This window comes from Anabaena sp. UHCC 0451 (genome assembly GCF_034931405.1).
Classification (GTDB): domain Bacteria; phylum Cyanobacteriota; class Cyanobacteriia; order Cyanobacteriales; family Nostocaceae; genus RDYJ01.
Genome location: NZ_JAYGHA010000054.1, coordinates 1 through 20,361, shown reverse-complemented (window position 1 = coordinate 20,361; position 20,361 = coordinate 1). Strand labels below are relative to the sequence as shown.

Annotated in this window: 18 protein-coding genes and 1 tRNA gene; 5 read left to right on the top strand and 14 right to left on the bottom strand. The window is 37.5% G+C overall.

The genetic code is table 11. The features are described 5' to 3' along the window. Window positions 1–3,172: P-loop NTPase fold protein (locus tag VB694_RS24325; protein ID WP_323362902.1), on the top strand; the 3,172-nt coding region annotated here is incomplete at its 5' end. Window positions 3,173–3,464: 292 nt separating this feature from the next. On the opposite strand, the gene VB694_RS24320 is transcribed toward VB694_RS24325, so the two are convergent. The 10 genes from VB694_RS24320 to VB694_RS24275 form a co-directional block, all read right to left on the bottom strand. Next, window positions 3,465–3,536 (bottom strand) — tRNA-Lys (locus VB694_RS24320). Window positions 3,537–3,586: 50 nt separating this feature from the next. Next, window positions 3,587–5,011 (bottom strand): HAMP domain-containing sensor histidine kinase, encoded by a 1,425-nt coding sequence (locus tag VB694_RS24315; protein ID WP_323362901.1) that lies wholly within the window; start codon window positions 5,009–5,011, stop codon window positions 3,587–3,589. A gap of 304 nt (window positions 5,012–5,315) precedes the next feature. Further along, window positions 5,316–5,906 (bottom strand): hypothetical protein, encoded by a 591-nt coding sequence (locus tag VB694_RS24310; RefSeq protein WP_323362900.1) that lies wholly within the window; start codon window positions 5,904–5,906, stop codon window positions 5,316–5,318. After that, complete coding sequence (locus VB694_RS24305; protein ID WP_323362899.1) at window positions 5,906–7,168, bottom strand: glycoside hydrolase family 10 protein; 1,263 nt, start codon at window positions 7,166–7,168, stop codon at window positions 5,906–5,908. Before VB694_RS24305 ends, VB694_RS24310 begins: the two co-directional genes overlap by 1 nt. Before the next feature lie 249 nt (window positions 7,169–7,417). Then, window positions 7,418–8,899, bottom strand: coding sequence for a glycolate oxidase subunit GlcD (glcD, locus tag VB694_RS24300; RefSeq protein ID WP_323362898.1), 1,482 nt, complete (start codon window positions 8,897–8,899; stop codon window positions 7,418–7,420). A 128-nt stretch (window positions 8,900–9,027) separates the two neighbouring features. Beyond that, window positions 9,028–9,699, bottom strand: a complete 672-nt coding sequence (locus VB694_RS24295; protein WP_323362897.1) for a hypothetical protein — start codon at window positions 9,697–9,699, stop codon at window positions 9,028–9,030. Further along, complete coding sequence (locus VB694_RS24290) at window positions 9,692–10,093, bottom strand: Panacea domain-containing protein (protein ID WP_323362903.1); 402 nt, start codon at window positions 10,091–10,093, stop codon at window positions 9,692–9,694. Before VB694_RS24290 ends, VB694_RS24295 begins: the two co-directional genes overlap by 8 nt. A 318-nt stretch (window positions 10,094–10,411) precedes the next feature. Beyond that, window positions 10,412–12,139: a succinate dehydrogenase/fumarate reductase flavoprotein subunit gene (locus tag VB694_RS24285; protein ID WP_323362896.1), complete on the bottom strand. Its 1,728-nt coding sequence runs from the start codon at window positions 12,137–12,139 to the stop codon at window positions 10,412–10,414. 109 nt (window positions 12,140–12,248) lie between these two features. Beyond that, window positions 12,249–12,566: a hypothetical protein gene (locus VB694_RS24280; RefSeq protein WP_323362895.1), complete on the bottom strand. Its 318-nt coding sequence runs from the start codon at window positions 12,564–12,566 to the stop codon at window positions 12,249–12,251. Between the two features lie 165 nt (window positions 12,567–12,731). Continuing rightward, window positions 12,732–13,013 (bottom strand): DUF2470 domain-containing protein, encoded by a 282-nt coding sequence (locus VB694_RS24275; protein ID WP_323362894.1) that lies wholly within the window; start codon window positions 13,011–13,013, stop codon window positions 12,732–12,734. 241 nt (window positions 13,014–13,254) lie between these two features. On the opposite strand from VB694_RS24275, the gene VB694_RS24270 reads away from it, so the two are divergent. Beyond that, on the top strand, window positions 13,255–14,019 hold the full coding sequence (locus VB694_RS24270) for a metallophosphoesterase family protein (protein ID WP_323362893.1): 765 nt from the start codon (window positions 13,255–13,257) through the stop codon (window positions 14,017–14,019). Between the two features lie 46 nt (window positions 14,020–14,065). Here VB694_RS24270 and VB694_RS24265 read toward each other — a convergent pair whose 3' ends face one another. Further along, the gene (locus VB694_RS24265) at window positions 14,066–14,917 is read right to left on the bottom strand and encodes a M48 family metallopeptidase (RefSeq protein ID WP_323362892.1); all 852 of its coding nucleotides are present in this window, start codon (window positions 14,915–14,917) and stop codon (window positions 14,066–14,068) included. 307 nt (window positions 14,918–15,224) lie between these two features. Between VB694_RS24265 and VB694_RS24260 the strand changes: the two genes are divergently transcribed. After that, a complete protein-coding gene (locus VB694_RS24260) occupies window positions 15,225–15,758 on the top strand; it encodes a DUF4330 domain-containing protein (RefSeq protein ID WP_323362891.1) in 534 nt (177 codons plus the stop codon). 160 nt (window positions 15,759–15,918) lie between these two features. On the opposite strand, the gene VB694_RS24255 is transcribed toward VB694_RS24260, so the two are convergent. After that, window positions 15,919–16,815 (bottom strand): alpha/beta hydrolase, encoded by an 897-nt coding sequence (locus tag VB694_RS24255; protein WP_323362890.1) that lies wholly within the window; start codon window positions 16,813–16,815, stop codon window positions 15,919–15,921. 240 nt (window positions 16,816–17,055) lie between these two features. Between VB694_RS24255 and VB694_RS24250 the strand changes: the two genes are divergently transcribed. Beyond that, window positions 17,056–17,607: a hypothetical protein gene (locus VB694_RS24250; protein WP_323362889.1), complete on the top strand. Its 552-nt coding sequence runs from the start codon at window positions 17,056–17,058 to the stop codon at window positions 17,605–17,607. Window positions 17,608–17,848: 241 nt separating this feature from the next. Then, window positions 17,849–18,598: an armadillo-type fold-containing protein gene (locus tag VB694_RS24245; RefSeq protein WP_323362888.1), complete on the top strand. Its 750-nt coding sequence runs from the start codon at window positions 17,849–17,851 to the stop codon at window positions 18,596–18,598. 104 nt (window positions 18,599–18,702) lie between these two features. Here VB694_RS24245 and ftsE read toward each other — a convergent pair whose 3' ends face one another. After that, window positions 18,703–19,422, bottom strand: a complete 720-nt coding sequence (ftsE, locus tag VB694_RS24240; protein ID WP_323362887.1) for a cell division ATP-binding protein FtsE — start codon at window positions 19,420–19,422, stop codon at window positions 18,703–18,705. Window positions 19,423–19,459: 37 nt separating this feature from the next. Next, complete coding sequence (locus VB694_RS24235; RefSeq protein ID WP_323362886.1) at window positions 19,460–20,224, bottom strand: WecB/TagA/CpsF family glycosyltransferase; 765 nt, start codon at window positions 20,222–20,224, stop codon at window positions 19,460–19,462. Window positions 20,225–20,361 lie beyond the last annotated feature (137 nt).

The following is a 20,361-nucleotide window of genomic DNA, read 5'->3' as shown; positions in this document are numbered from 1 at the left end:
TGACAACACAGTGAGACTGTGGGATGCCAAGACAGGAAATGCTATTGGTCAACCCTTTACTGGTCATACAGGTCGGGTCTACTCAGTAGTCTTTAGTCCTGACGGCAGTACGGTTGTCAGTGGCAGTGCAGACAAGACAGTACGGTTGTGGGATATTTCCGACCCCCAGCACAAGCGACAAATAGTTGGAAAACATAAAGAAACGGTTTATTCTGTCGCTTTTGACCCCCAAGGAGACTACATTATCAGTGCTGGTGAAGATGGTATCAAGGTCTGGCGTTGGCAAAGGTTTAATATTCGTCGTGTTTCTCAACCTTTCCGCAATGACCAACCCACTGGAGAAGACTCTCTAGATGTTGCTAAAGAATTGCAATCTTTAGCTGATGTGTTGATGTTGCGGAGTCTTGAACCTCCTTTAGCTGTGGCAATTTTAGGCAGTTGGGGTAGCGGTAAATCTTTTGGAATGCACCTCATAGAAAAACACATTACTAAAATTCGCTGTCAACAAATAACGGCAAAACAGACATGGGGAGAAAAGGGAGATGAACCAAATCTTTCTCCTTATGTTGGTCATGTTTACCAAATCAAATTTAATGCTTGGAGTTATGCTAAGTCTGATTTGTGGGCAAGTTTGATGCAGAATATTTTTGATCAACTTGACCGTCAATTAACTTTAGAAAAGCAATTAGGAGAAGTTTCTGATTTGCTGGCTGGTGGTGATGTTTGGCGTGTTATTAATCAGATGAATGATAGTGACAGAAAGACGATTTTAGAATCGGAATTGAGTCAGGAAGTATTTGCTAATTTAAAAGATAAAAATGTTGATGGGAATGCCCTTTGGGATATTCTCAGTGAAGTCAGACAGGAAGAACAGGAGAAGTTAAAACGCACAGAAGCGGAATTAGAAAATTTAGAAGTAGAAGTAAAAAGCAAGAATCAAGAAATTGAGAACAAATTTAATTTAGAAGTTGAGCAGATTGAGCAAGAATTTAACCAAGAGGTGAAGGAGATTGAGGAAAATATTCAAGAAGAAATGACAGATTTATCGACATTGATTGTTTTTCTGTCTCAACTTAAAGAAACTCTCAAAGATGATTTTGGTGATTCTATTCTCAAAGATTTTCTCAATTCCTGCGGGTTTAAAGATAGAAAAGATTTGGAAACTCAATTTCCGTTGTTGAAGTTAGACAAATTAGCTGACTCTAATCTTATAGATGTAGCGCAAGAATTAATTGAAAAGAAAGATGCTAAGATTAAGGTTATCGTTAATAATGTTCAAAAAATAACTAATTTTCTGGAAGAACAACCTAGTAATATAGTTGGTTTGATTGAATTTACGAAGAAAGACAAAAAGACATTATTCATATTTTTGAGTGCAACTGCTTTACCATTTATCACTTATTTCTTAATTGTTTCTGTTATCCCGAAGTTCTTACCAGCACTTCTAGAAATATCCACAGCTTTAAAACTTTGGTTAACCAGTGTATCTGCTATTCCCGCTATATCTGTCAGTATCGAAATATTTAAAAAAATCCAAATTTTACAAGTAAAAACAGTGAGGTTTTTACAAGTAGCAAGGGAAAATGTTAAAGAGGAGAAACAAAAGGTAATTAAAACCAAGGATGAAAAAATTAAAGCACAAATTAATCAACGTAAAGCTGAGTATGAACAAAACCAAGTTAAAGAAATCTACGCGAATAAGGAAGCAGCTAAACAAGAAATAGCTGAAAAAGAGCAGGAAATTGAAAAACTGCAATTACAGGTGGAAAGACAAAAACAACGTGTTGGTTTAACTGCTCAATATAAATCTTTATTGGATTTTGTTAATAACCGATTAGATGATAATTCATATCAAAAGCTTTTGGGTATAATGCACCAAATTCAAGATGATTTAAAAGATTTATCTGAACATTTAACCTATAAATCAGCAAATACAAATCCTGAAAAACTCAAAGTTCTTAAAGAATATTTCCCCAGAGGTCCCGCGAGAATAGTTTTATATATAGATGATTTAGACCGTTGTCCTCCTGATAGAGTTGTTCAAGTTTTAGAAGCTGTACAATTATTGTTAAATACAGAAATATTTATCATTGTTTTAGCAATAGATGACCGTTATATTGGTCGTGCGTTGGAACACATTTATAGAGGTGTTTTGAAACGCGGTGGTACTCCTTCTGGTGTTGATTATTTAGAGAAAATCATCCAAATTCCTTACCGGATGCGGCCTATTAGTAAAGATGTGACAGCAAGTTATTTGAAATCTTTGGTAGATAGTGAAGAGGAGTTTAAAACAGAAGATAGTGAAAATTTCTCTATGTTCCAACAAACAACTGATGTAAATCCTTTTTTCCAACAAACAACAGCAGATATTATTCCCTTACAACAGGTAAGTGATGAAAGTAGCTTTTTCCAAGAATTCTCACAACAATCATATCAAGATGAAATTGTAGAAATACCTGTTGATGCTTACGAACAAACAGAGGAGGATGATAATTTATCAATCTCTATTCCTACTAAATCTCTTCCTACTAAAAATATAGGTGTTAAAGGTATTTCTGAACCAAGTAAAGAGGAGAATAATAGAAAAATTCAACATTCTGCAAATACTGACCCGTTAGTGAGTTTTGAAAGATTTACTGCTGAAGAATTTCAATGGATATCGGAATGTTGTCAGCACGTTGATTTAACTCCCAGAACTGCAAAGCGATTAATTAATATTTGCAAAATTATTAAAATTATCTGGACTCCCACATCTAATGATACAACTTGGAAAGTTGAACCATCACCAGAATGTAAGCAATCTTTAATTGCATTTTTAGCTTTAGCTGGTAGATATCCCAAGGAAATACGGAAAATATTAGAAGAGATTTATTTAGAATTTGAAGAAAAAGATGCAGATACGGTAATCATTGAAAAAGATGAATGGTTAAACCGCTTACAAAAACTAGATATATTTATGGATAGACATAACCAAAGAGAATGGAAGAAGTTTAAAAACGATTTCCTGAAAATGTCACCACACAAAGAATTTGTTTTTGAAACTAGAACTTTTAATTTAGCAGTTTCTTTCTGCTTTGTGGGTGATATTGGTTATGACCCCGATGATATGTACAATCGTGAATATAGATTTGAAGATGGTAAAAAAGATTATGGTTTTCACTTTAACAAATAATAATTAGGGCTTGCTGAAAAAGTTGTCTGTGAGGGTAGGGAACAGGGAACAGGGAACAGGGAACAGTTTCAGCCATCTGGATATACTTAATTTCCTATATCCGACAAGGAAAAATGCAACTGTTTTGAGACTCAATTTGCCAAACCCTTGCACTTTTTTGTTCTAAAAATTCGCAAAACCCTTATTAATAAACGGTTTTAGTTTTATTCAGCAAACCCTAATTAGGGTGCGTTAGCAAAATCATAACGCACCCTGGATGATAGAATATTTTTGATGACTTGATAGCGGTTAGTGGGTGACGAGGGAATCGAACCCGCAACCAATTGATTAAGAGTCAACTGCTCTACCGTTGAGCTAGTCACCCACACTAAAAATTATGATAGCAGAGTTTTGACTTTGGCGCTAGTGGTGCAGTTAAAAAACTGGTTCGAGGGGGAATGTAATCGTGAAAGTGATTTGATTATCTGCGCTTTGTACTTTTATTACACCATTTAAACGTTTTATCATCTCTTTTACCAAAGCCAATTCTAATCCAGAATCGCTGGTTTTCCAGGGAGCATTTTTAGTAAAGCGGTAAAATGGCTGAAAAACCCTTGTTAGTTCGTGAGTGGGGATTTTTACACCCGAATAGCTGACTTTTAACTCTATTGCTTCTGCAACCAAATTAGCAGAGACGGTAATTGTTTCACCTGCGGGGGTGCATTGACAAGCATGATTGATAAGTTCGCGGATAATTCGCTCAAAATCGGTAATATCGGTTTCTAAAGACGGAATTTTTTTCTGAATATGCAAATTTAAGTTTTGTTGCTGACAATGGGCAACATTCCGAAAAGATTCGACAATGGGAGTTAGCCAAGTTTTTAAGTCAATAGCGATTAATGTGGGTGGTTCAGGTTCGATTTTGAGATAGGTGAGAGTCAGCAAATCATTAATTAATTTACTCTCGCGTCCACATTCGTTATGTAAAATCTGCAAAAGCTGCGGTACTGGTTCTAGATCAAAAGTACCATGGGGAGTGAGTAAACTTTCTAGGGTTTGAGCAGCAAGACTAATGCTGGTAACAGGTGTGCGGAGTTCTTGAGAAAGGGTTTTAAGGAATTCGTTTTTATGACGTTCTCGTTTTTCCAGTTCTTTAATCTGTGCTTTGGTTTTTTCTTGAAGTTGAGATTGACGAATTGCGATCGCACATTCATTAGCTACTTCTAACACTAATGATATCTCAAATTCTTGAAATCTTTCTTCTGTGGGTTTAATTAACCAAATATTTCCTAAAATCCCTTGAACATCAAAAATTGGACAAGCGAGTTGAGAAACAACTTGGATTTGTGAATTCCATCCGGGCAAAATTTCTACAGATTGCAATGGTTGTTTTTGGAATAATGGCTGATAAACTTCAGGAAAGTCGGCAATTTTTCTAGTTAATCCCTGACATCGGGGTGAACTAGAACTATATTCACAGGTAACAATAGCTGAGGTTTGACTAGTATCATAAAGTTCAATTTGACATCGTTCTAATTGTAATAATTGTGATAATTCTTCAACCGCAGTTTGTAGTAATTGGTGAATTTCTACACTATCACGGATTTTTTCAGTCATTCGTCGTATCAGTGCATGAAAATTCTGCACTTGCTGTAACTGGGATAGATGATGTTGCTTTTGTAATTCTAGTTGCTCTTGTAGATATTTTACCTCCTTTTGCATTTCCGACTGCTGGAATGCAATACCTAAGAGAAATTGTTCACAACTGCTTTTTTCATCCAGTTCAATACCGAATAAAATCTCTGAAAACGTTGTTGATTTAGTCAAATCTGGAATAGTTTGAACTGGATTTATTTTCATGCTGTTGACAAATCCTCCTTAGCACCTAAAGCTAAGTAATGCTCATATTTTACTTATGGATATTTATATCTGTCTCTACTTTTTAACCGAAATATCGGTCAGCTAATAGGGATAAATTTTCAACCTGCATTGCTAGTTGCAGGCAAGAATACATATTAGTTTATATTATGTATACTGAAGTTATTATCAATAATGTTTTAAGATTCTGGCATATACCGATTTAGAAACTCAAATATTTTTCATATTTGTTGTAATTCTTCATATTTCCAGTCATTGGTTATTAATTAGGGCTTGCTGTTCCCAGTCACTTCAGCAATCTGCAAGCACTTATTCCTGTCAGGATACTCACTAGCAACCAGGTAACACCTAAACCAACAACCTCACTCAGAAATAGCTGTGTCAGATTATACAAAAAGCGACCTGTCATCGCACCAATACCTAAAGCTACTGCCCAACTTGCAGAACTTAGGAACATCCAACACCATCCCCAAGTACGTGATGAGGGTATAGCTAACCACCATTGTATCAGTCCAATCACTAAACCACCAATACCCCCAGAAATAATTCCAAAGAAGATTCGGTAATATAAAAAATCTGTTGATAGTACAAACCAACCTACTGCACCTACACCTGTAGCGGTGATGATTACCCAACCTAACACCGTGGAAACTATCCAGCTTAAAGGTGAAATAGTGCGTCTGAGGAGATAAGATTGAGGGAGTGCGATAACTAATCCACCAATAGCAGCTTTTAAGATTCCCACATCAGGCTTTTCACCAATTTCAATCACCAGCAGACTTAACAAAAAACTGCTGCAAGTAACGCAACTCCACAACAAAGGAAAAGTTAAAATATTAATTTTACTGAATTTAGTTTTTATAGCTGCTAATTGCATCACATTTTTTTTAGTTTTAAAGGTTTAACAGCTTGATTAGAAAACATCTCTAAAAAAGCCTTCCTTCGCTTTTGAGGTGATTCAGGAGAGATGTAACCCCACAAACTTTCCCAATAGAAAAAAGAAAAGCCAAAAAATTTGCGATCGCCTCGCGCACCGGAGGTATCGCGCACAATTTTAACCTTCTCTTTAATGCGTTCAATATCCACAGGACTAACTAACGTTCCTGTAGAAATACCAATACTCACAGGAATTTTAGTCATAGCTAATTTTACCGCAGGTTGTTCAATTTCCCTAATAAAAGAATTTTTATCATCTCGATATACCTGCAAAATCAACTCATCTACCAAACCCTTATTTACCCAAGTTTCCCAATCTTGTAGATAGTATTTATAGGCATAATAATGAGAATTGGGAGAAAGAGATATTTTCGCTTGCGGCTTGATTTTCTTCACTTCTTGATTTATTTTCACCATAAAATCAGTTAATTTATCTGCCCTCCATCCCATCCATTCTGCATCAAAAGGATCAGTTGGTGGAGTCTTACCTAAATGTTCTTTTTGGTAAAGTTTAACAGTAAATGAATCATAACCAAATTGTACAGGCATTCCAAAATGATCATCAACTTGAATTCCATCAACATCGTAATTTTTGACAACTTCCAAAATTAACCCCAGCATAAATTTCTGCACTTGGGGATGGAGAGGATTTAACCATAACTGCCGATTAAAAACACCATTATTATTAATTTCCTCCGGCAGATTTTCTGGAACAGAATTTATACCTTGTTGCCCACTTGTTAACCATTCTGGGTGTGCTTTACCTAACGCCGAATTAACCGGAGTCATAAACCCATATTCAAACCAAGGAATCACACTTAAATTTTTATTTTTTGCCAATCTTAGCAACTTCGATAAAACATCATTTCCGTGATTCATTAAATTCAAAAAAGGTTCGGTATCTTCACCAATAATATCTTTAGCAACCTGACTTTTATAAAAAGTATAACCTCTGTTCCACGCCACCGGATAAATTGTATTAAAATTAAGTGCTGATAATTGATTTATTGCCCGTTCCAAACCCCAAGGCATAAAAAGCACACCACTAGCGACATTAGTCAGCCAAACACCGCGAATTTCTGTGATTAGAGAACTTGTTTTTTGAGGAGAAACCGAAGTAGAAGAAATTGGAAATACTGTTAAACTAATCACAAACCCTAAACACAGTAATAATGAAAAACAACGGCGTATCACCCTATTCATCTGCAAACTAAACTAATTTTTTTATATTCTCATATATAACTACAAAATTAAACATTATTCGTCAGGATTATATAATGATAGGACTTACGCAAGTGTCACACCAAAAATCTGTTGTAGGGTGCGTCAGACTGCATAAATCCTGTAAATAAACAGATTCTTGATATCTGACGCACCCTACCAATGCGCCAGTTGCGTAAGTCCTGAATGATATGATATTAGCCCCCCTTAAAAAGGGTTGGGGAGATCAAATTAAAACCTTTCCACCCCGGTAAACTGCTGATGTGATGCTTTTGCAGCTTCCCCACAGGTACGCGGTGTAGGAAAAATTTTACCAGGGTTAGCCAAACCTTGAGGATTAAAAACTTGCCTTACCCATTGCATAGTTTCTAAATCCGCATCACTAAACATATCTGGCATATAACACTTTTTATCCGCACCAATACCATGTTCACCAGAAATGCTACCACCAACTTTTACACACAATTTGAGAATTTCTCCCCCCGCTTCTTCGACTTTTTCCAACTCTCCAGGGATAGAATTATCAAATAAAATCAAAGGATGAAGATTTCCATCCCCAGCATGAAACACATTAGCAATTTGATAACCGTATTTTTTGCTGATAGCCTCAATTTCATTCAATACATAAGGTAATTGAGTCCGAGGAATTACCCCATCTTGGACATAATAATCAGGGCTAATATGTCCCGCAGCCGCAAAAGCCGCTTTTCTCCCTTTCCATAATTTTAATCTGGTTTCTGGGTCAGCAGCAGCAGTAATATTTCGTGCCCCATTTTTTAAACAAATTTCTGCTACTCTCTGTTTATTTTCAGCAACTTCTACTTCTAAACCATCAATTTCTACTAACAAAATTGCCGTCGCATCACGGGGATAACAATTAGTAGCAACCACATCTTCCACAGCGTTAATACTAACATTATCCATCATTTCCATGCCACCAGGAATAATGCCAGCACTGATAATATCAGAAACAGTTGCAGCCGCAGCTTCCACACTGGTAAAATCTGCTAATAAAACACAAATTGATTCAGCACTTTTGAGGATTTTTAAAGTTATTTCTGTAGCAATTCCTAAAGTTCCTTCTGAACCCACAAAAACACCTGTTAAATCATAACCTGGCATTTCGGGAATTTGTCCACCTACATCAACAATTGAACCATCAGGAAGCACCAGTTTTAAACCCAAAACATGATTAGTTGTGACACCGTATTTTAAACAATGAACACCCCCCGAATTTTCAGCAATATTACCACCAATTGAGCAGATAATTTGACTAGAAGGGTCTGGTGCGTAATAAAAACCAGCACCGCTGACTGCTTGTGTCACCCAGCTATTAATTACCCCTGGTTGCACAATAGCACGCTGATTTTCTAAATCAATTTTGAGAATTTGCCGCATTAAAGATGTGACAATTAAAACTGAATCTTCACCGGGTAAAGCGCCTCCTGATAAACCGGTTCCTGAACCTCTAGCGATGAAGGGGACAGAATATTGATTACATATTTTTACAACTTCCGCTACTTGTTTGGTGGTGCGGGGTAAAACTGCGACTGCGGGACGTTGACGGTAACTGGTTAAACCGTCACATTCGTAGGTTAATAGTTCTTCTTTGCGTTGGACTACCCCTTTTTCACCCAGGACAGCGATGAATTTTTTAATGATGGGTTTCCAGTTTATTTGGGTTTTATCTTGTTCTTTATCTTGGGTAAGCATTATGGTTTTGTTTATTGGTGGTAGATGTTTTTATTTTCTCACGCAGAGGCGCAGAGAGGAGGGGTGTATATTAAAATATCTATTGCTAATTATTATATGTTGATTTTTATGGATATTAAAATTAAATTCTACGTATCAGGAGTAGTTAATGTATCCAAAAGTTTCATTAACTCTTCGTTTTTTTGCAGAAGTTCTTGATTTTCTTGATAGAGAGATATATTTTCTTGTTTAATACGATTAATTTCTTCTGGACAAAAAGATTTTACTTGTCTAATTTCTTCAGGGAGTTTAATTTTTTTGACTTTTCTTTTATCATCTAATCCAGGAAAGAGATTATGAGCAGGGTCAAACCATACTATGTAAAAAGTATTATCAAAAATAAAACCATGTATTCTTCCATAAGTTCTAGCAACTCTCAGTTCAAAGGAATCTCTTGTTATTTCTTCAAACTGTTTTTGTAGTTCATTCTCATCATTACCACACTGGGGAATTAATGATTTTTTTATTTTATCTGGAAAATGTCGTCGTGTTAGTGTACTATCTCCTTTCCAGTTGATAAATTTAGGAGTTAATCTTGGGTGTATCTGCTGTTTAATTTCATCAGATGTCGCCATCTGTATTTCATGAAAAGCCTCAAAAAGAAGTTGATAGTATGTTTTAGATAATCCATGAATAAAAAACTCTTCTGATTCCCAATCAATATATTGAAAAGAAATCTTCAGTTTTTCATTAGTGACTTGCTTATATGAATCCTCTGCACTAGATTTTATGATCCTCTCGATGGATTGCTTTTTAGCCATTTTCTACTCCTGCATAAGGAGTCAGCCTTTTTTCAAAGAATCCTTTCATGGATTCTTTAGAGATAATAGCATCAGAACCTTCTGTTTCTGTTAATCCTTTTCTCGCATCTAACCAGGGTTCTTCACGATGTGTCATAGTGCTTAAAGCTGCTCCATCATATCGACCATAAGCTTCAACAATTAGCTCAATAAATTCCTCTATTTCTTGTTCTAATTCTGGGATTTCAACTTCATCTTCTATACTCTTCCATCCATACTGTTTAAACTCGTGATATAAATCTCTAATCACTGGTCCGTATGTCCACGCTTCAAAATCTTCCTCAAATAATGTTTCTCCATCATGAGTTGCCATATATATAGCCTGAACGTAGTAGCACAGCTTTTGAAGTTTCATAGGACTTGGGCTTTCTTGAAAAAGCTCTCTATGACGTAAAAGGATGCTATTGACAACATTTCTAAGGTTTTCAGAAATCATAATAAATGCCTCAAAGTATAAAATGTTTGCCTACTTAAACACAAAATAGATAGTACATTTATATTATAGCTCAGTTACAATACTTTTGGTATAGAACTCAAATAATCAGCCCTAAGAACTTGGAATAAACGAACCGCTCCAGACGCAGAGAACGCAGAGAAAGAAGAGTTTTCATCTTCTTCTCTTCCTTTGCTCCTTTGCGCCTTTGCGTGAAATCAAAAAATCCTGTCAGTAATTTTAATATTTCCTCTCCTTTGGCTCAAACATATTCACCACCACCGGCATATATTCAATATCAATACCCTCAGGTGAATAATAAGCCATTGTATGTTTCAAGAAATTACTATCATCCCGATTTGCAAAATCTTCCCGAAAATGTGCGCCTCTACTTTCTTGACGATTTAAAGCTGATGTTAAAATTGTCTGTCCTACTATCATTAAACTTTTCAATTCTAAAGCTTCGACTAATTCTGTATTCCAACAACTGCCTTTATCATCTAAATAAACCTGTGGATATTGTTGTTGTAATTCTCCTAATTTCTGCAAACCTTCACTCATTAATTCTGAGGTTCTAAATACGCCACAAAATTCTGTCATGGTGTCTTGAAATTCTTGACGAATTTGATTAATTCGATATTTTCCAGGTTGTTCTAATAAACTTTGAATTTCTTGTTTTGCTTCGGTAATATAATGTTGCTCATTTACATTTGGTAATTTGCGATTCTGCACATATCTAGCTATACTTGCCCCGGTTCGCTTGCCATAAACTACACATTCTAACAGCGAATTACTACCGAGACGATTTGCACCGTGAACGGAAACGCAAGAGGTTTCCCCAGCCGCAAAAAAGCCTTCTACTAATTCATCTGCACTGCTGCGAACTTGTCCATCTGTGTTTACTGGTATACCACCCATGCAATAATGAATTGTGGGACGTACTGGCATGGGTTGAGTCACGGCATCTACACCTACCAAACGATGGGCTTCTTCCCAGCAAAAGGGTACGCGACTCATGATTTTTTCTTTACCAAGATGGCGCAAATCAAGGTAAACAAATTTACCACCTGCGCTACCGTCAGAATTTACACCTCTTCCAGCGCGAATTTCGTAAGCGATCGCTCTTGAGGTAATATCACGGGGTGCAAGTTCCATCCGACTGGGGGCATAATTGGCCATAAAGCGATCGCCATCAGCATTGATTAAATAAGCACCTTCCCCCCGCACAGCTTCGGAAATTAGCACCCCTACTGGATACAAGCCTGTTGGGTGAAATTGCACAAATTCCATATCTTCTAAAGGCAAACCAGCGATCGCTGTCATTGCCAAACCATCACCTGTGGAAGCATAATCATTAGACGTAGTGTTATAAACGCGACCATATCCCCCCGTCGCAAACATCACTGCCTTAGCCCGCACCACCTCAATATGTCCATCTAACAGGTGAAACATCACCAAACCTTTTGCCTGACCATCTTCTAATATCAGGCGCATTACATACCATTCTTCGTAAATTTGCACACCATAACGCCGCAAGTTATTTACTAACTCATGTAAAATTGCGTGACCGGTTTTATCAGCAGCGTAACAGGTGCGATTATGGGAATGTCCACCAAAAGCCCTTTGGGCAATGCGTCCATCAGGGAGACGGGAAAATAAAACACCCAAATGTTCTAAATCAATTACCACATCCGGCGCTTCTTGTGTGAGAATAGCTACAGCATCCTGATCTGCCAAATAATCAGAACCTTTAACAGTATCAAAAGCGTGTGCTTCCCAACTATCTTCTGGATCAACATTTTTCAAGGATGCCGCCATTCCACCTTGGGCTGCGACTGAGTGGGAACGAATTGGATGAGTTTTGGCAACTACTGCTACATTTAAACTAGGGTCAATTCTAGCAATTTCTAAGGCCGCCCGACATCCAGCCAATCCGCCACCAACAATAATCACATCATGTTCTAACATTTTTAATACCTCAATTCCAAAAAAAAATACCCTGTCTGTAAACAGGGATGTTATCTTATTGATTAGTTTCTTGCCACTACCAAATTACCCATTACCCATTACCAATTTATCAACTAGTTGCTTGGATCGGCTGCTGCTGAGAAACGTTACCGGGTATAGGTTCAGTTTTTGTCCCTGGTTCTACAGCAGCCAATTCAATATGATTTAACAATGTCGTCACAAAGGCAAAAAGCAAGAAAGGCAATGTGAGGAAAACGACTAGTCCCACTGTAGCTAAAGCATATACTGGTCTTTTTGCACCCATTAGCGCCAAAGCCGATGCCAAACTAATGGTAATTGTGATTAACCAAACGATTATTTGACCGTAAATATCACCAAATGTCAAGGTGCAAACAAAGCGATAGTTTTGAATATTATTCTTATTCATCTTATGTGCCTCAATTTTATCCTATAGGTTCTACCTTAGAACTATGTTTGGCTGACTGGCGATTTCTCAATATTTTGCCAAGGTTTGTAATATCACTTAACAATTTAGTGGTTGGTTCTTTTGTCTAATTTGTTAAGTGGTATTGATGCTTATTTTCAGCAGATTTTAAGCCTTTACCCGCCCTTGCTTCACCATTGCAATCAAGGTTTGATGAGCATCTTCGGCATCGGCTAAAACATGATCAAACTGGACTCGAACAGGTACTGTTTCTCCATTCACCTGTGCGGTTAAATTCATGCCCTGGGCATCAATCGATAGCATCTGGGCTGTGGTGACATTTTCGATGTTACCAAAAGCCTGGGCGTAAATAACTACAGCATTTGCATGATCTTCGTTCATATGTTTGCAAATGCGATCGCTAATTTCTGGAGAGAACTGATCAGACATTGTGATAAGCCAAGTTAAGTAATCGGTGATCGTCTCTATTCTAAGCTATACTAGTAGGCATAAGACCAAAAATCACCATTTTGGATCTGATGCAATATTCACTTACGATACTGAAAATTTTTGTTAAATATAAATTATTTAATTAATCAGTCCTTAGTGACTATTACAGATGTAAATCAGACACATAAAACTGTCGTCAAACTACAAACTATATTAGGAAATTTATTCAAGGCAAAAGCCGATGAGCGAAATTAACCCACGCAGAATTATTATTGGGGATGTGCATGGTTACTATCAAGGTTTAATGATACTTCTGAAAGAAATTGCACCCTCATCAGCAGATCAGGTCTATTTTTTGGGAGACTTAATAGATCGTGGTCCTCAAAGCGCACAGGTAGTAAATTTTGTGAAAGAAAATAACTATCCTTGTTTGCTAGGTAATCATGAGCAGATGCTTTTAAATGTCATGGCTCATAATTTTAACTCTAATCAAGCTATACAGGCATGGCTTTATAGTGGGGGACAAGCAACTATTACCAGTTATCAAGGTGCCAAAATTCCCCCAGATCATCTAGATTGGTTTGCAAATCTGCCCACATATCTTGACTTGGAGGATGTTTGGTTAACCCATGCAGGTGTTGACCCTAGAAAGTCTGTATCAGAGCAAACCGCAGAGGAACTTTGCTGGATACGTGATGAATTTCACAGCATGGAACTGCCTTATTTTACCGAAAAGTTAATTATCGTCGGTCATACCATCACCTTCACTTTACCAAGAGTTGCCCCTGGTCAATTAGCACAGGGAGAAGGCTGGTTAGATATTGATACTGGTGCTTATCATCCCCGCAGTGGTTGGTTAACTGGACTGGATATTACTAATAACTTGGTTTATCAAGCCAATGTTTTTAACAACTCTGTTCGTACTTTACCTTTAGCAAAAGCGGTTACTAGGATTGAACCAAAGGAGATCAAAGTTAATCGTCGTCACAAACAACGCACCTGTTAAAAATTCATAATTAATTGATCAAGTAACGAACAGAGGCTGGTAATTATTACCGTAATAATGCGCGGATTTTAGCTTGATATGCAGCGTTGTCTAGTCCGTAACTGCTATTACCTGTTTGATTATCTATTTGGCGTTGGAGAGACTTAACGCGATCGCTCGCGCCTGGATGTGTACTTAAAAAGGTGGGAATTGAACTTCTTCCCTGTAACTTTTTCATAAACGAAACCATTGCTGAGGGCGCATAACCAGCCCGTGTTAAAGCTCTCAATCCTCTTTTGTCAGCATCATATTCATCCTGGCGACTGCGTGGACGATTGAGAGCTAAATCAACACCTATACCTACTGCTTGGCTACGATTTAAGCCAGTTGCACTAGCAACACCACTAGCGATCGCTCTTTGTTGCATCTGCTTGATTAAGTGTTTACCTTCAATATGACCCATCTCGTGACCAATTACACTTGCTAGTTCTGCTTCATTTTCCGCAGTTTTAATCAACCCTTCATTAATATAAACAAACCCGCCAGTAGTAGCAAAAGCGTTAACTGCCTCGTCCTCAACTACCTGAAAAGTATAAGGGATATTGCGATCGCTATTAGCCGCTAACCGTCTGCCAATCTGCTCTACATAGCTATTAAGCTGTTGATTACGAGAAATTCTCACTTCTTGGCGCAACTCATCATTCATCTGCTTACCAAGATCAATTTCCTGACGAGTAGATAAATTAGATAACTGAAATATTTGTACACCTTGAAATAAAAGTGGTAATAAATCTATAGCTTTGCTTGGTAATGGTGTACTCAAGCACAGACTAAGAGCGACACTTACAGAAATAAACGGGTAAAACCAGCGCCGCCGCCATAAACGATAACTTGCCAAAAATCCATTCCAGTTAATCATAATCCAATCAAAAGAGATGTGTGTAAGAACTTAAAATAGGAGACGTATTTATAGATGTCTAAGTTGCATTCTTAACTCAATACCTTCTGCACTATGATTAACAATCAGAAATTATCAACAGCTTTCTGAGTTAGCCTTCTGGCGTTGCTGCTCCCAACAGTCCCAGTCATGATAGACTATCGCGTAACTGCACTATCTAGCCGTTTTGATTGATTATCAACTAGGGCTAGTAACGGTTAATTAACATAAAATGGTTACTTGCCTCTAAAATCTGATTTTACTTCACTTTAATCTCAACAAACTTATTATGCGTATTTTAGATTCCAAAGGTCGCTTATTCGGCAAAATCAACTTACTCGATTTAGGTGCTGCGCTGGTAATCTTACTAGTTATAGTTGGTATATTTATATTTCCCGGAACTTCCGGTTCTGTAGCTCAAGTCGGCACAAAAACAGTACCTATTGAAGTAGACTTAGTAGTGCGTGGTTTAAATGTCCGTGACCCTGAACAGTTATTTAAACAAGGATTTAGTAAGGGTGGTAAAACCAATGTGATTATTCGTAATCAACCTTATGGACAAATTGGCATTAAATCTATTCAACAGCTAGAAAGAACTGTCACCGTGCCTCAACCAGATGGTTCAGTTAAAGAATTAACAGATCCTAGATCCAATAATTATAGTACAGATTTTCTTTTAACTCTAGAAGGTAAAGCTCAAGTTAACGATAGCGGTCCAGTTTTAGGTAATAGTAAAGTAAAAATTGGTATGCCTTTTGAATTAGAAGGTTTTAACTATAATTTCAACGCTTCCGTCATTGATATTCGTTTACAAGATAAATAATAAATATTTTGGTAATGGGTAATTCAATTTTGGATTTTGGATTTTGGATTTTGGATTTTGTTAACTCCAATCTAAAATCTAAAATCTAAAATCTAAAATTTTTCTTCCCAATCCCCAGTCCCCAATCCCCAATCCCCAGTCCCCAATCCCCAATCCCCACTTACCCATTCAGCAAAGTTAAAAATTTCCGAATTAATCCAATTGCCACCGCAGGTAATTCTAATTGCGGAGTTAATCCCACATTTTCTAAAGGTTGAAAAAATCTAATACTTTGGGGATTCATTTCCGCAAAACGACGACCAATTTCAGGTCCTGTAAATTGTGATTTTTGTCCCCAAATAATAGCAGTGGGAGTTGTTAACTGTTGAATGTAAAGAGACAAATCAAAACATAAGTCTCCACGGACAAAAGAAAGTGCTGAATATTCAGCATTTGGTTGTTGAGCAGATTCTAAATAAGCATCCACAATCTCTTGATAAACTCGATTTGACTGGGCAAATTGTCGTTGTTCTAAAAAACTGCGAATACCCCCATCAGTAGCAATTCCTGTACTATATAGCAAGCGGTCAACCACAGGAACGCTCACCAACTGGGCAAAAAAGCTGCGAGAGTAGTCTTGGCCAAAGTCAGAAAGTCCAGAAGGGCTGACGAGAACTAAAGATTTAAATAAATCAGGACGGATAATCGCTACTCGAATGATAAACGCTGCTGTCAAAGAAGAAGCTATTACCATCACAGGTTCTGTACAGGTCTGCTCAATAAACTCTTGAATCGTCGTTAAATAATCCTCAATTCTGTAACTGCGTTGTGGATGCTCAGATCGACCCCAACCGATTAAATCTGGTGCAATTACTCGATATTCAGCAGCAAAAGCTGGATATACCTTCGACCACTCATAAGCAGAAGATCCACCACCAAAACCATGCAGAAACAATAAAGTTTCCCTGTCAGCTGGTTCACTTTTATCCTGCCAAAGTGAGCTACTAGCAGTATAATATACCATTCTACCTAATGAGGTATTGATAGAAAATTGCTCAAATCCTAGTGGTTGCAGCATAATTATTATTGGTTAATTTTTGTAACTACATGGATATATCTATTATGATCCTAAAAATGGTTAATGACCTACGCATATAGCTGTTAACCAAAAGTTAAAGTAGCGGCTAAGTCCATCAGCGAATTTGGTTCCGAGCATTCAGTCAGGAAAAAATTTTTTCTTGAAGTAGTTAATTTGTAGAGAATGTGAAAACGGGGTGTCATGCTAAATCAGGCTACTTTTCCATCAGATCCAGTACGAATGCGTGAAAACACTATATTTGAGTCTGACAGGTCTGGTATACAAAACCAAATTATTACTTCAGTGTGGCAGGATATTGTCGAGGAAAATACAGATAGTGATCAGATAATTCCACCTAGATGTATTCGGTTAAATTTTGATGATTTAAAATCTTTTGAAAAATTACACAATCAATTTAAACACTGGGGACTGATTTTTGATAATTCTTTAGTGATCCAACCATCAAATCCAGCATTTCCCAGCCGTTCAGGACTAAAAGTTGTTATGGGATCTCCCAAAAGCGGCTCTTTAGAAGTTACTTTCTTACGTCCGGCAAGTTTTGTCAGTGCTTTAGTTACTAGTTCACAGCGGTTAGTCCTCTCCGCCTATAACCAAAATGGTCAATTAGTTAACGAATCAGTTTTAGGGACAGCCAATGTTGTTAATTCTGGTTCAGATATACCCCCAAATGCCTTGATATCCGTAACAGCAAGTTGTATTAAAAGGGTTAACTTCTGTTGTTTTGATGGTAATTTTACCCTCGATGAATTTCGGTTTTGTTTTGCAATCTAAGAACCGACAAATAGAGAAATTCCAGCAGAAAGTCCATTAATCAAATATAATTCTGATGAAGTGGGCATAATATGCATGAATCGTAAGTATTCAGCTATAGCGATCGTTCATATCCAGATCCCCGACTTCTTTGATTTATTGTGTCCATAAATGATAAATTGATCTTAGAAGTCGGGGATCTTATCGCCTTACCTGAATTCTTACATGAATCAAGAAATCTGATATCAAATAGGTAAAAACTGTGACACAGGCTTCGTCTTCTTGGCGGCAATTAATCAACCAGCTTCCAGAGATCAAGACAGGAAGCCCAAAGCAACGAAAATTAAAACGGTTATCTGAACCAGGAAGCATTCTTGGTTTCTTGACAATCATCGTTGCGATGCTGTTTTGGAACTGGAAATTGCTCTTGGCGCTTGCAGTTGGTATTGGTGTAATGCTCGTGGCTTACTCCATACCTAAATGGAACTGGCAACTAAATTGGTTAGAAATCCGCAGATTTTTAAACAGTGCCAATATGCGGTTAGCTTTAGCCGTTACTAGTGGTGGTATTGCTACTTTAATTACTTACATAGCTGCTGCCATCTGGGTTGATTCACCAAGTCCTTGGCTGGCTGTTGGTGCTATTGTGCAAGGCTTTGGGACATTGCTAACTTTAGTATTCTTGGTGTGGCAAATCTTGAGCTTTCAAGGAAATCGAGAGGAAGAATATCTCGACCAATTATTGAATAACTTAACAGAAACAGATACCTTAAAACGGTTGCTGGCTGTGCGTCAACTCACTAAATTCATTACTCGTAAACAAGTTGATGCTTCTTTAAAACAAGATGTTATTGAGTGCTTAAAACTTCTCTTGAGTCAGGAAGAAGAAGCCGTAATTCGCGAAGCAGCTTTGAATAGTTTGCAAACCTTGGATGGTTTAAAAATGCTAATATCCAGCAGTAATAAACCTATTGTACCTATATCTACAAAAGTTAAGCACGAAGTTTATTAGTCAGTTGTCGGTTATCAGTGGAAGAAGGAAAAAGGCAAGAGGCAAAAGTTGATTAATTAATTCTACCCTGTTCCCTGTTCCCTGTTCCCTGTTCCCTGTTCCTACTACTTTCGATATAACCTGCCATTTTTCACTTGAACCACGGGATGATTACACCGTCTTACCAGTTGCTCATCATGGGTAGTGACAATTACAGTTGCCCCAAAAGCATTTAATTTATGGAGAATTTCAATAACTTGCCAGGAATTATCAGGATCAAGATTTCCCGTTGGTTCATCTGCCAGCAGTAGTGGAGGAGTAGCAATAATTGCTCTGGCAATACTTACCCGCTGCTGTTCTCCCCCAGAAAGTTGATCAGGAAAAGAGTCAGCTTTAGACCATAAACCTACTAATTTTAAAGTGGGTTCTAAGCGTCTTTGAATTTCTTTACGGGTGTAGCCTTGAGCTTGCAGTACAAAAGTTACATTTTCTGCTACAGTACGCTGGGGAATTAATTTATAGTCTTGAAAAATAATGCCGATGCGTCGCCGCAATAATGACAAGCGATCGCCCCGCAAGTTTTCTACATTCAAATCATCAACAATTATCTCTCCTTGGGTGGGTAACTCTTGACCATAAAGCAATTTTAAAAAGGTCGATTTACCAGAACCACTCGGTCCTGTAATAAATAGAAATTCTCCCTTTTTGATCTTGATATTCACATCCAGCAGGGCATTATAGCCGTTAGTATAAGTCTTGGATACAGAGCGCAACTCCACCATTGAACCAACTTGACTATCCTGCTGTTGACTATCTGTGTCTTCTGTTATGTAAACTGTTGACATTTATAGACATTCCTATTTACCAATCACCAATCACCAATCAGTACCCAGCACTGTGTATACTTCTATCAGTTAAGCGATAAAACAAGGCTTTGAATACAAACTCAGGTAAAGCCAGCATTCGTCGCCAACGCCAAGGTTCTTGATACAAACGGTATAGCCATTCTAAATTGTTATTTGCCAACCAAAGAGGAGCGCGAGTTTTTCTCCCTGACCAAATATCAAAACTGCCACCAACACCGATCCAAATTGCTTGGGGACATAAATGGCGGTTTTTGGCGATCCATAACTCTTGACGTGGTACTCCCAAACCAACAAAAATGATTTGTGGCTGTAATTGAGCTAATGTTTGCTGTAATATTTGTTCTTCTTCTGGTGAATGATATCCAGAGTATGTACCGACTATATTCAACTCTGGAATCTCCTGCTGCCAAAATTCTGCGGCGATTGCGGCTACTCCCGTAGCTCCTCCATAGAAAAATACTTTATTAGGTATTTTCTGTTGACCGAGTTCTTGTAAGAGTTTTTCTGCTAATTCAATTCCTGGACAACGTTTTACTTCTTGTCTTAATAGACACTGCAAATACAAAACAACCCCTGCACCGTCTGGAATAACTAAATCAGCATTTTGAATTACTTCTGCAAGGGATCGATTCCGTTCTGCTTGCATAGTCATTTCTGCATTGAGAGTAACTACATGAGTTCCTCTACCTTCTTCTAGGCATTTGATCAACCAGTTGGGGTAGTTTGTCATCACATGAACTGGTAAGCCCAACACTGAAAATTTTGTATCTGATTTATACATAGTAAATTCTTGATTAGTCTCACACCAAATTATATAGAAGCTTAGTCTATCAAATTTTTTCCCAGACAGATTGTATATATCAGGTTAGTTTTTAGCTGATTGTCAGCATCAAAATTTTGATGTAAGTTTGGATAGGG

Excerpts from the sequence above, each read along its gene's own strand:
- VB694_RS24315 (WP_323362901.1), bottom strand. The coding sequence starts at position 5,011 with ATGAAAATAAATCCAGTTCAAACTATTCCAGATTTGACTAAATCAACA.
- VB694_RS24310 (WP_323362900.1), bottom strand. The coding sequence starts at position 5,906 with ATGCAATTAGCAGCTATAAAAACTAAATTCAGTAAAATTAATATTTTA.
- VB694_RS24305 (WP_323362899.1), bottom strand. The coding sequence starts at position 7,168 with ATGAATAGGGTGATACGCCGTTGTTTTTCATTATTACTGTGTTTAGGG.
- glcD (WP_323362898.1), bottom strand. The coding sequence starts at position 8,899 with ATGCTTACCCAAGATAAAGAACAAGATAAAACCCAAATAAACTGGAAA.
- VB694_RS24295 (WP_323362897.1), bottom strand. The coding sequence starts at position 9,699 with ATGGCTAAAAAGCAATCCATCGAGAGGATCATAAAATCTAGTGCAGAG.
- VB694_RS24290 (WP_323362903.1), bottom strand. The coding sequence starts at position 10,093 with ATGAAACTTCAAAAGCTGTGCTACTACGTTCAGGCTATATATATGGCA.
- VB694_RS24285 (WP_323362896.1), bottom strand. The coding sequence starts at position 12,139 with ATGTTAGAACATGATGTGATTATTGTTGGTGGCGGATTGGCTGGATGT.
- VB694_RS24280 (WP_323362895.1), bottom strand. The coding sequence starts at position 12,566 with ATGAATAAGAATAATATTCAAAACTATCGCTTTGTTTGCACCTTGACA.
- VB694_RS24275 (WP_323362894.1), bottom strand. The coding sequence starts at position 13,013 with ATGTCTGATCAGTTCTCTCCAGAAATTAGCGATCGCATTTGCAAACAT.
- VB694_RS24270 (WP_323362893.1), top strand. The coding sequence starts at position 13,255 with ATGAGCGAAATTAACCCACGCAGAATTATTATTGGGGATGTGCATGGT.
- VB694_RS24265 (WP_323362892.1), bottom strand. The coding sequence starts at position 14,917 with ATGATTAACTGGAATGGATTTTTGGCAAGTTATCGTTTATGGCGGCGG.
- VB694_RS24260 (WP_323362891.1), top strand. The coding sequence starts at position 15,225 with ATGCGTATTTTAGATTCCAAAGGTCGCTTATTCGGCAAAATCAACTTA.
- VB694_RS24255 (WP_323362890.1), bottom strand. The coding sequence starts at position 16,815 with ATGCTGCAACCACTAGGATTTGAGCAATTTTCTATCAATACCTCATTA.
- VB694_RS24250 (WP_323362889.1), top strand. The coding sequence starts at position 17,056 with ATGCGTGAAAACACTATATTTGAGTCTGACAGGTCTGGTATACAAAAC.
- ftsE (WP_323362887.1), bottom strand. The coding sequence starts at position 19,422 with ATGTCAACAGTTTACATAACAGAAGACACAGATAGTCAACAGCAGGAT.
- VB694_RS24235 (WP_323362886.1), bottom strand. The coding sequence starts at position 20,224 with ATGTATAAATCAGATACAAAATTTTCAGTGTTGGGCTTACCAGTTCAT.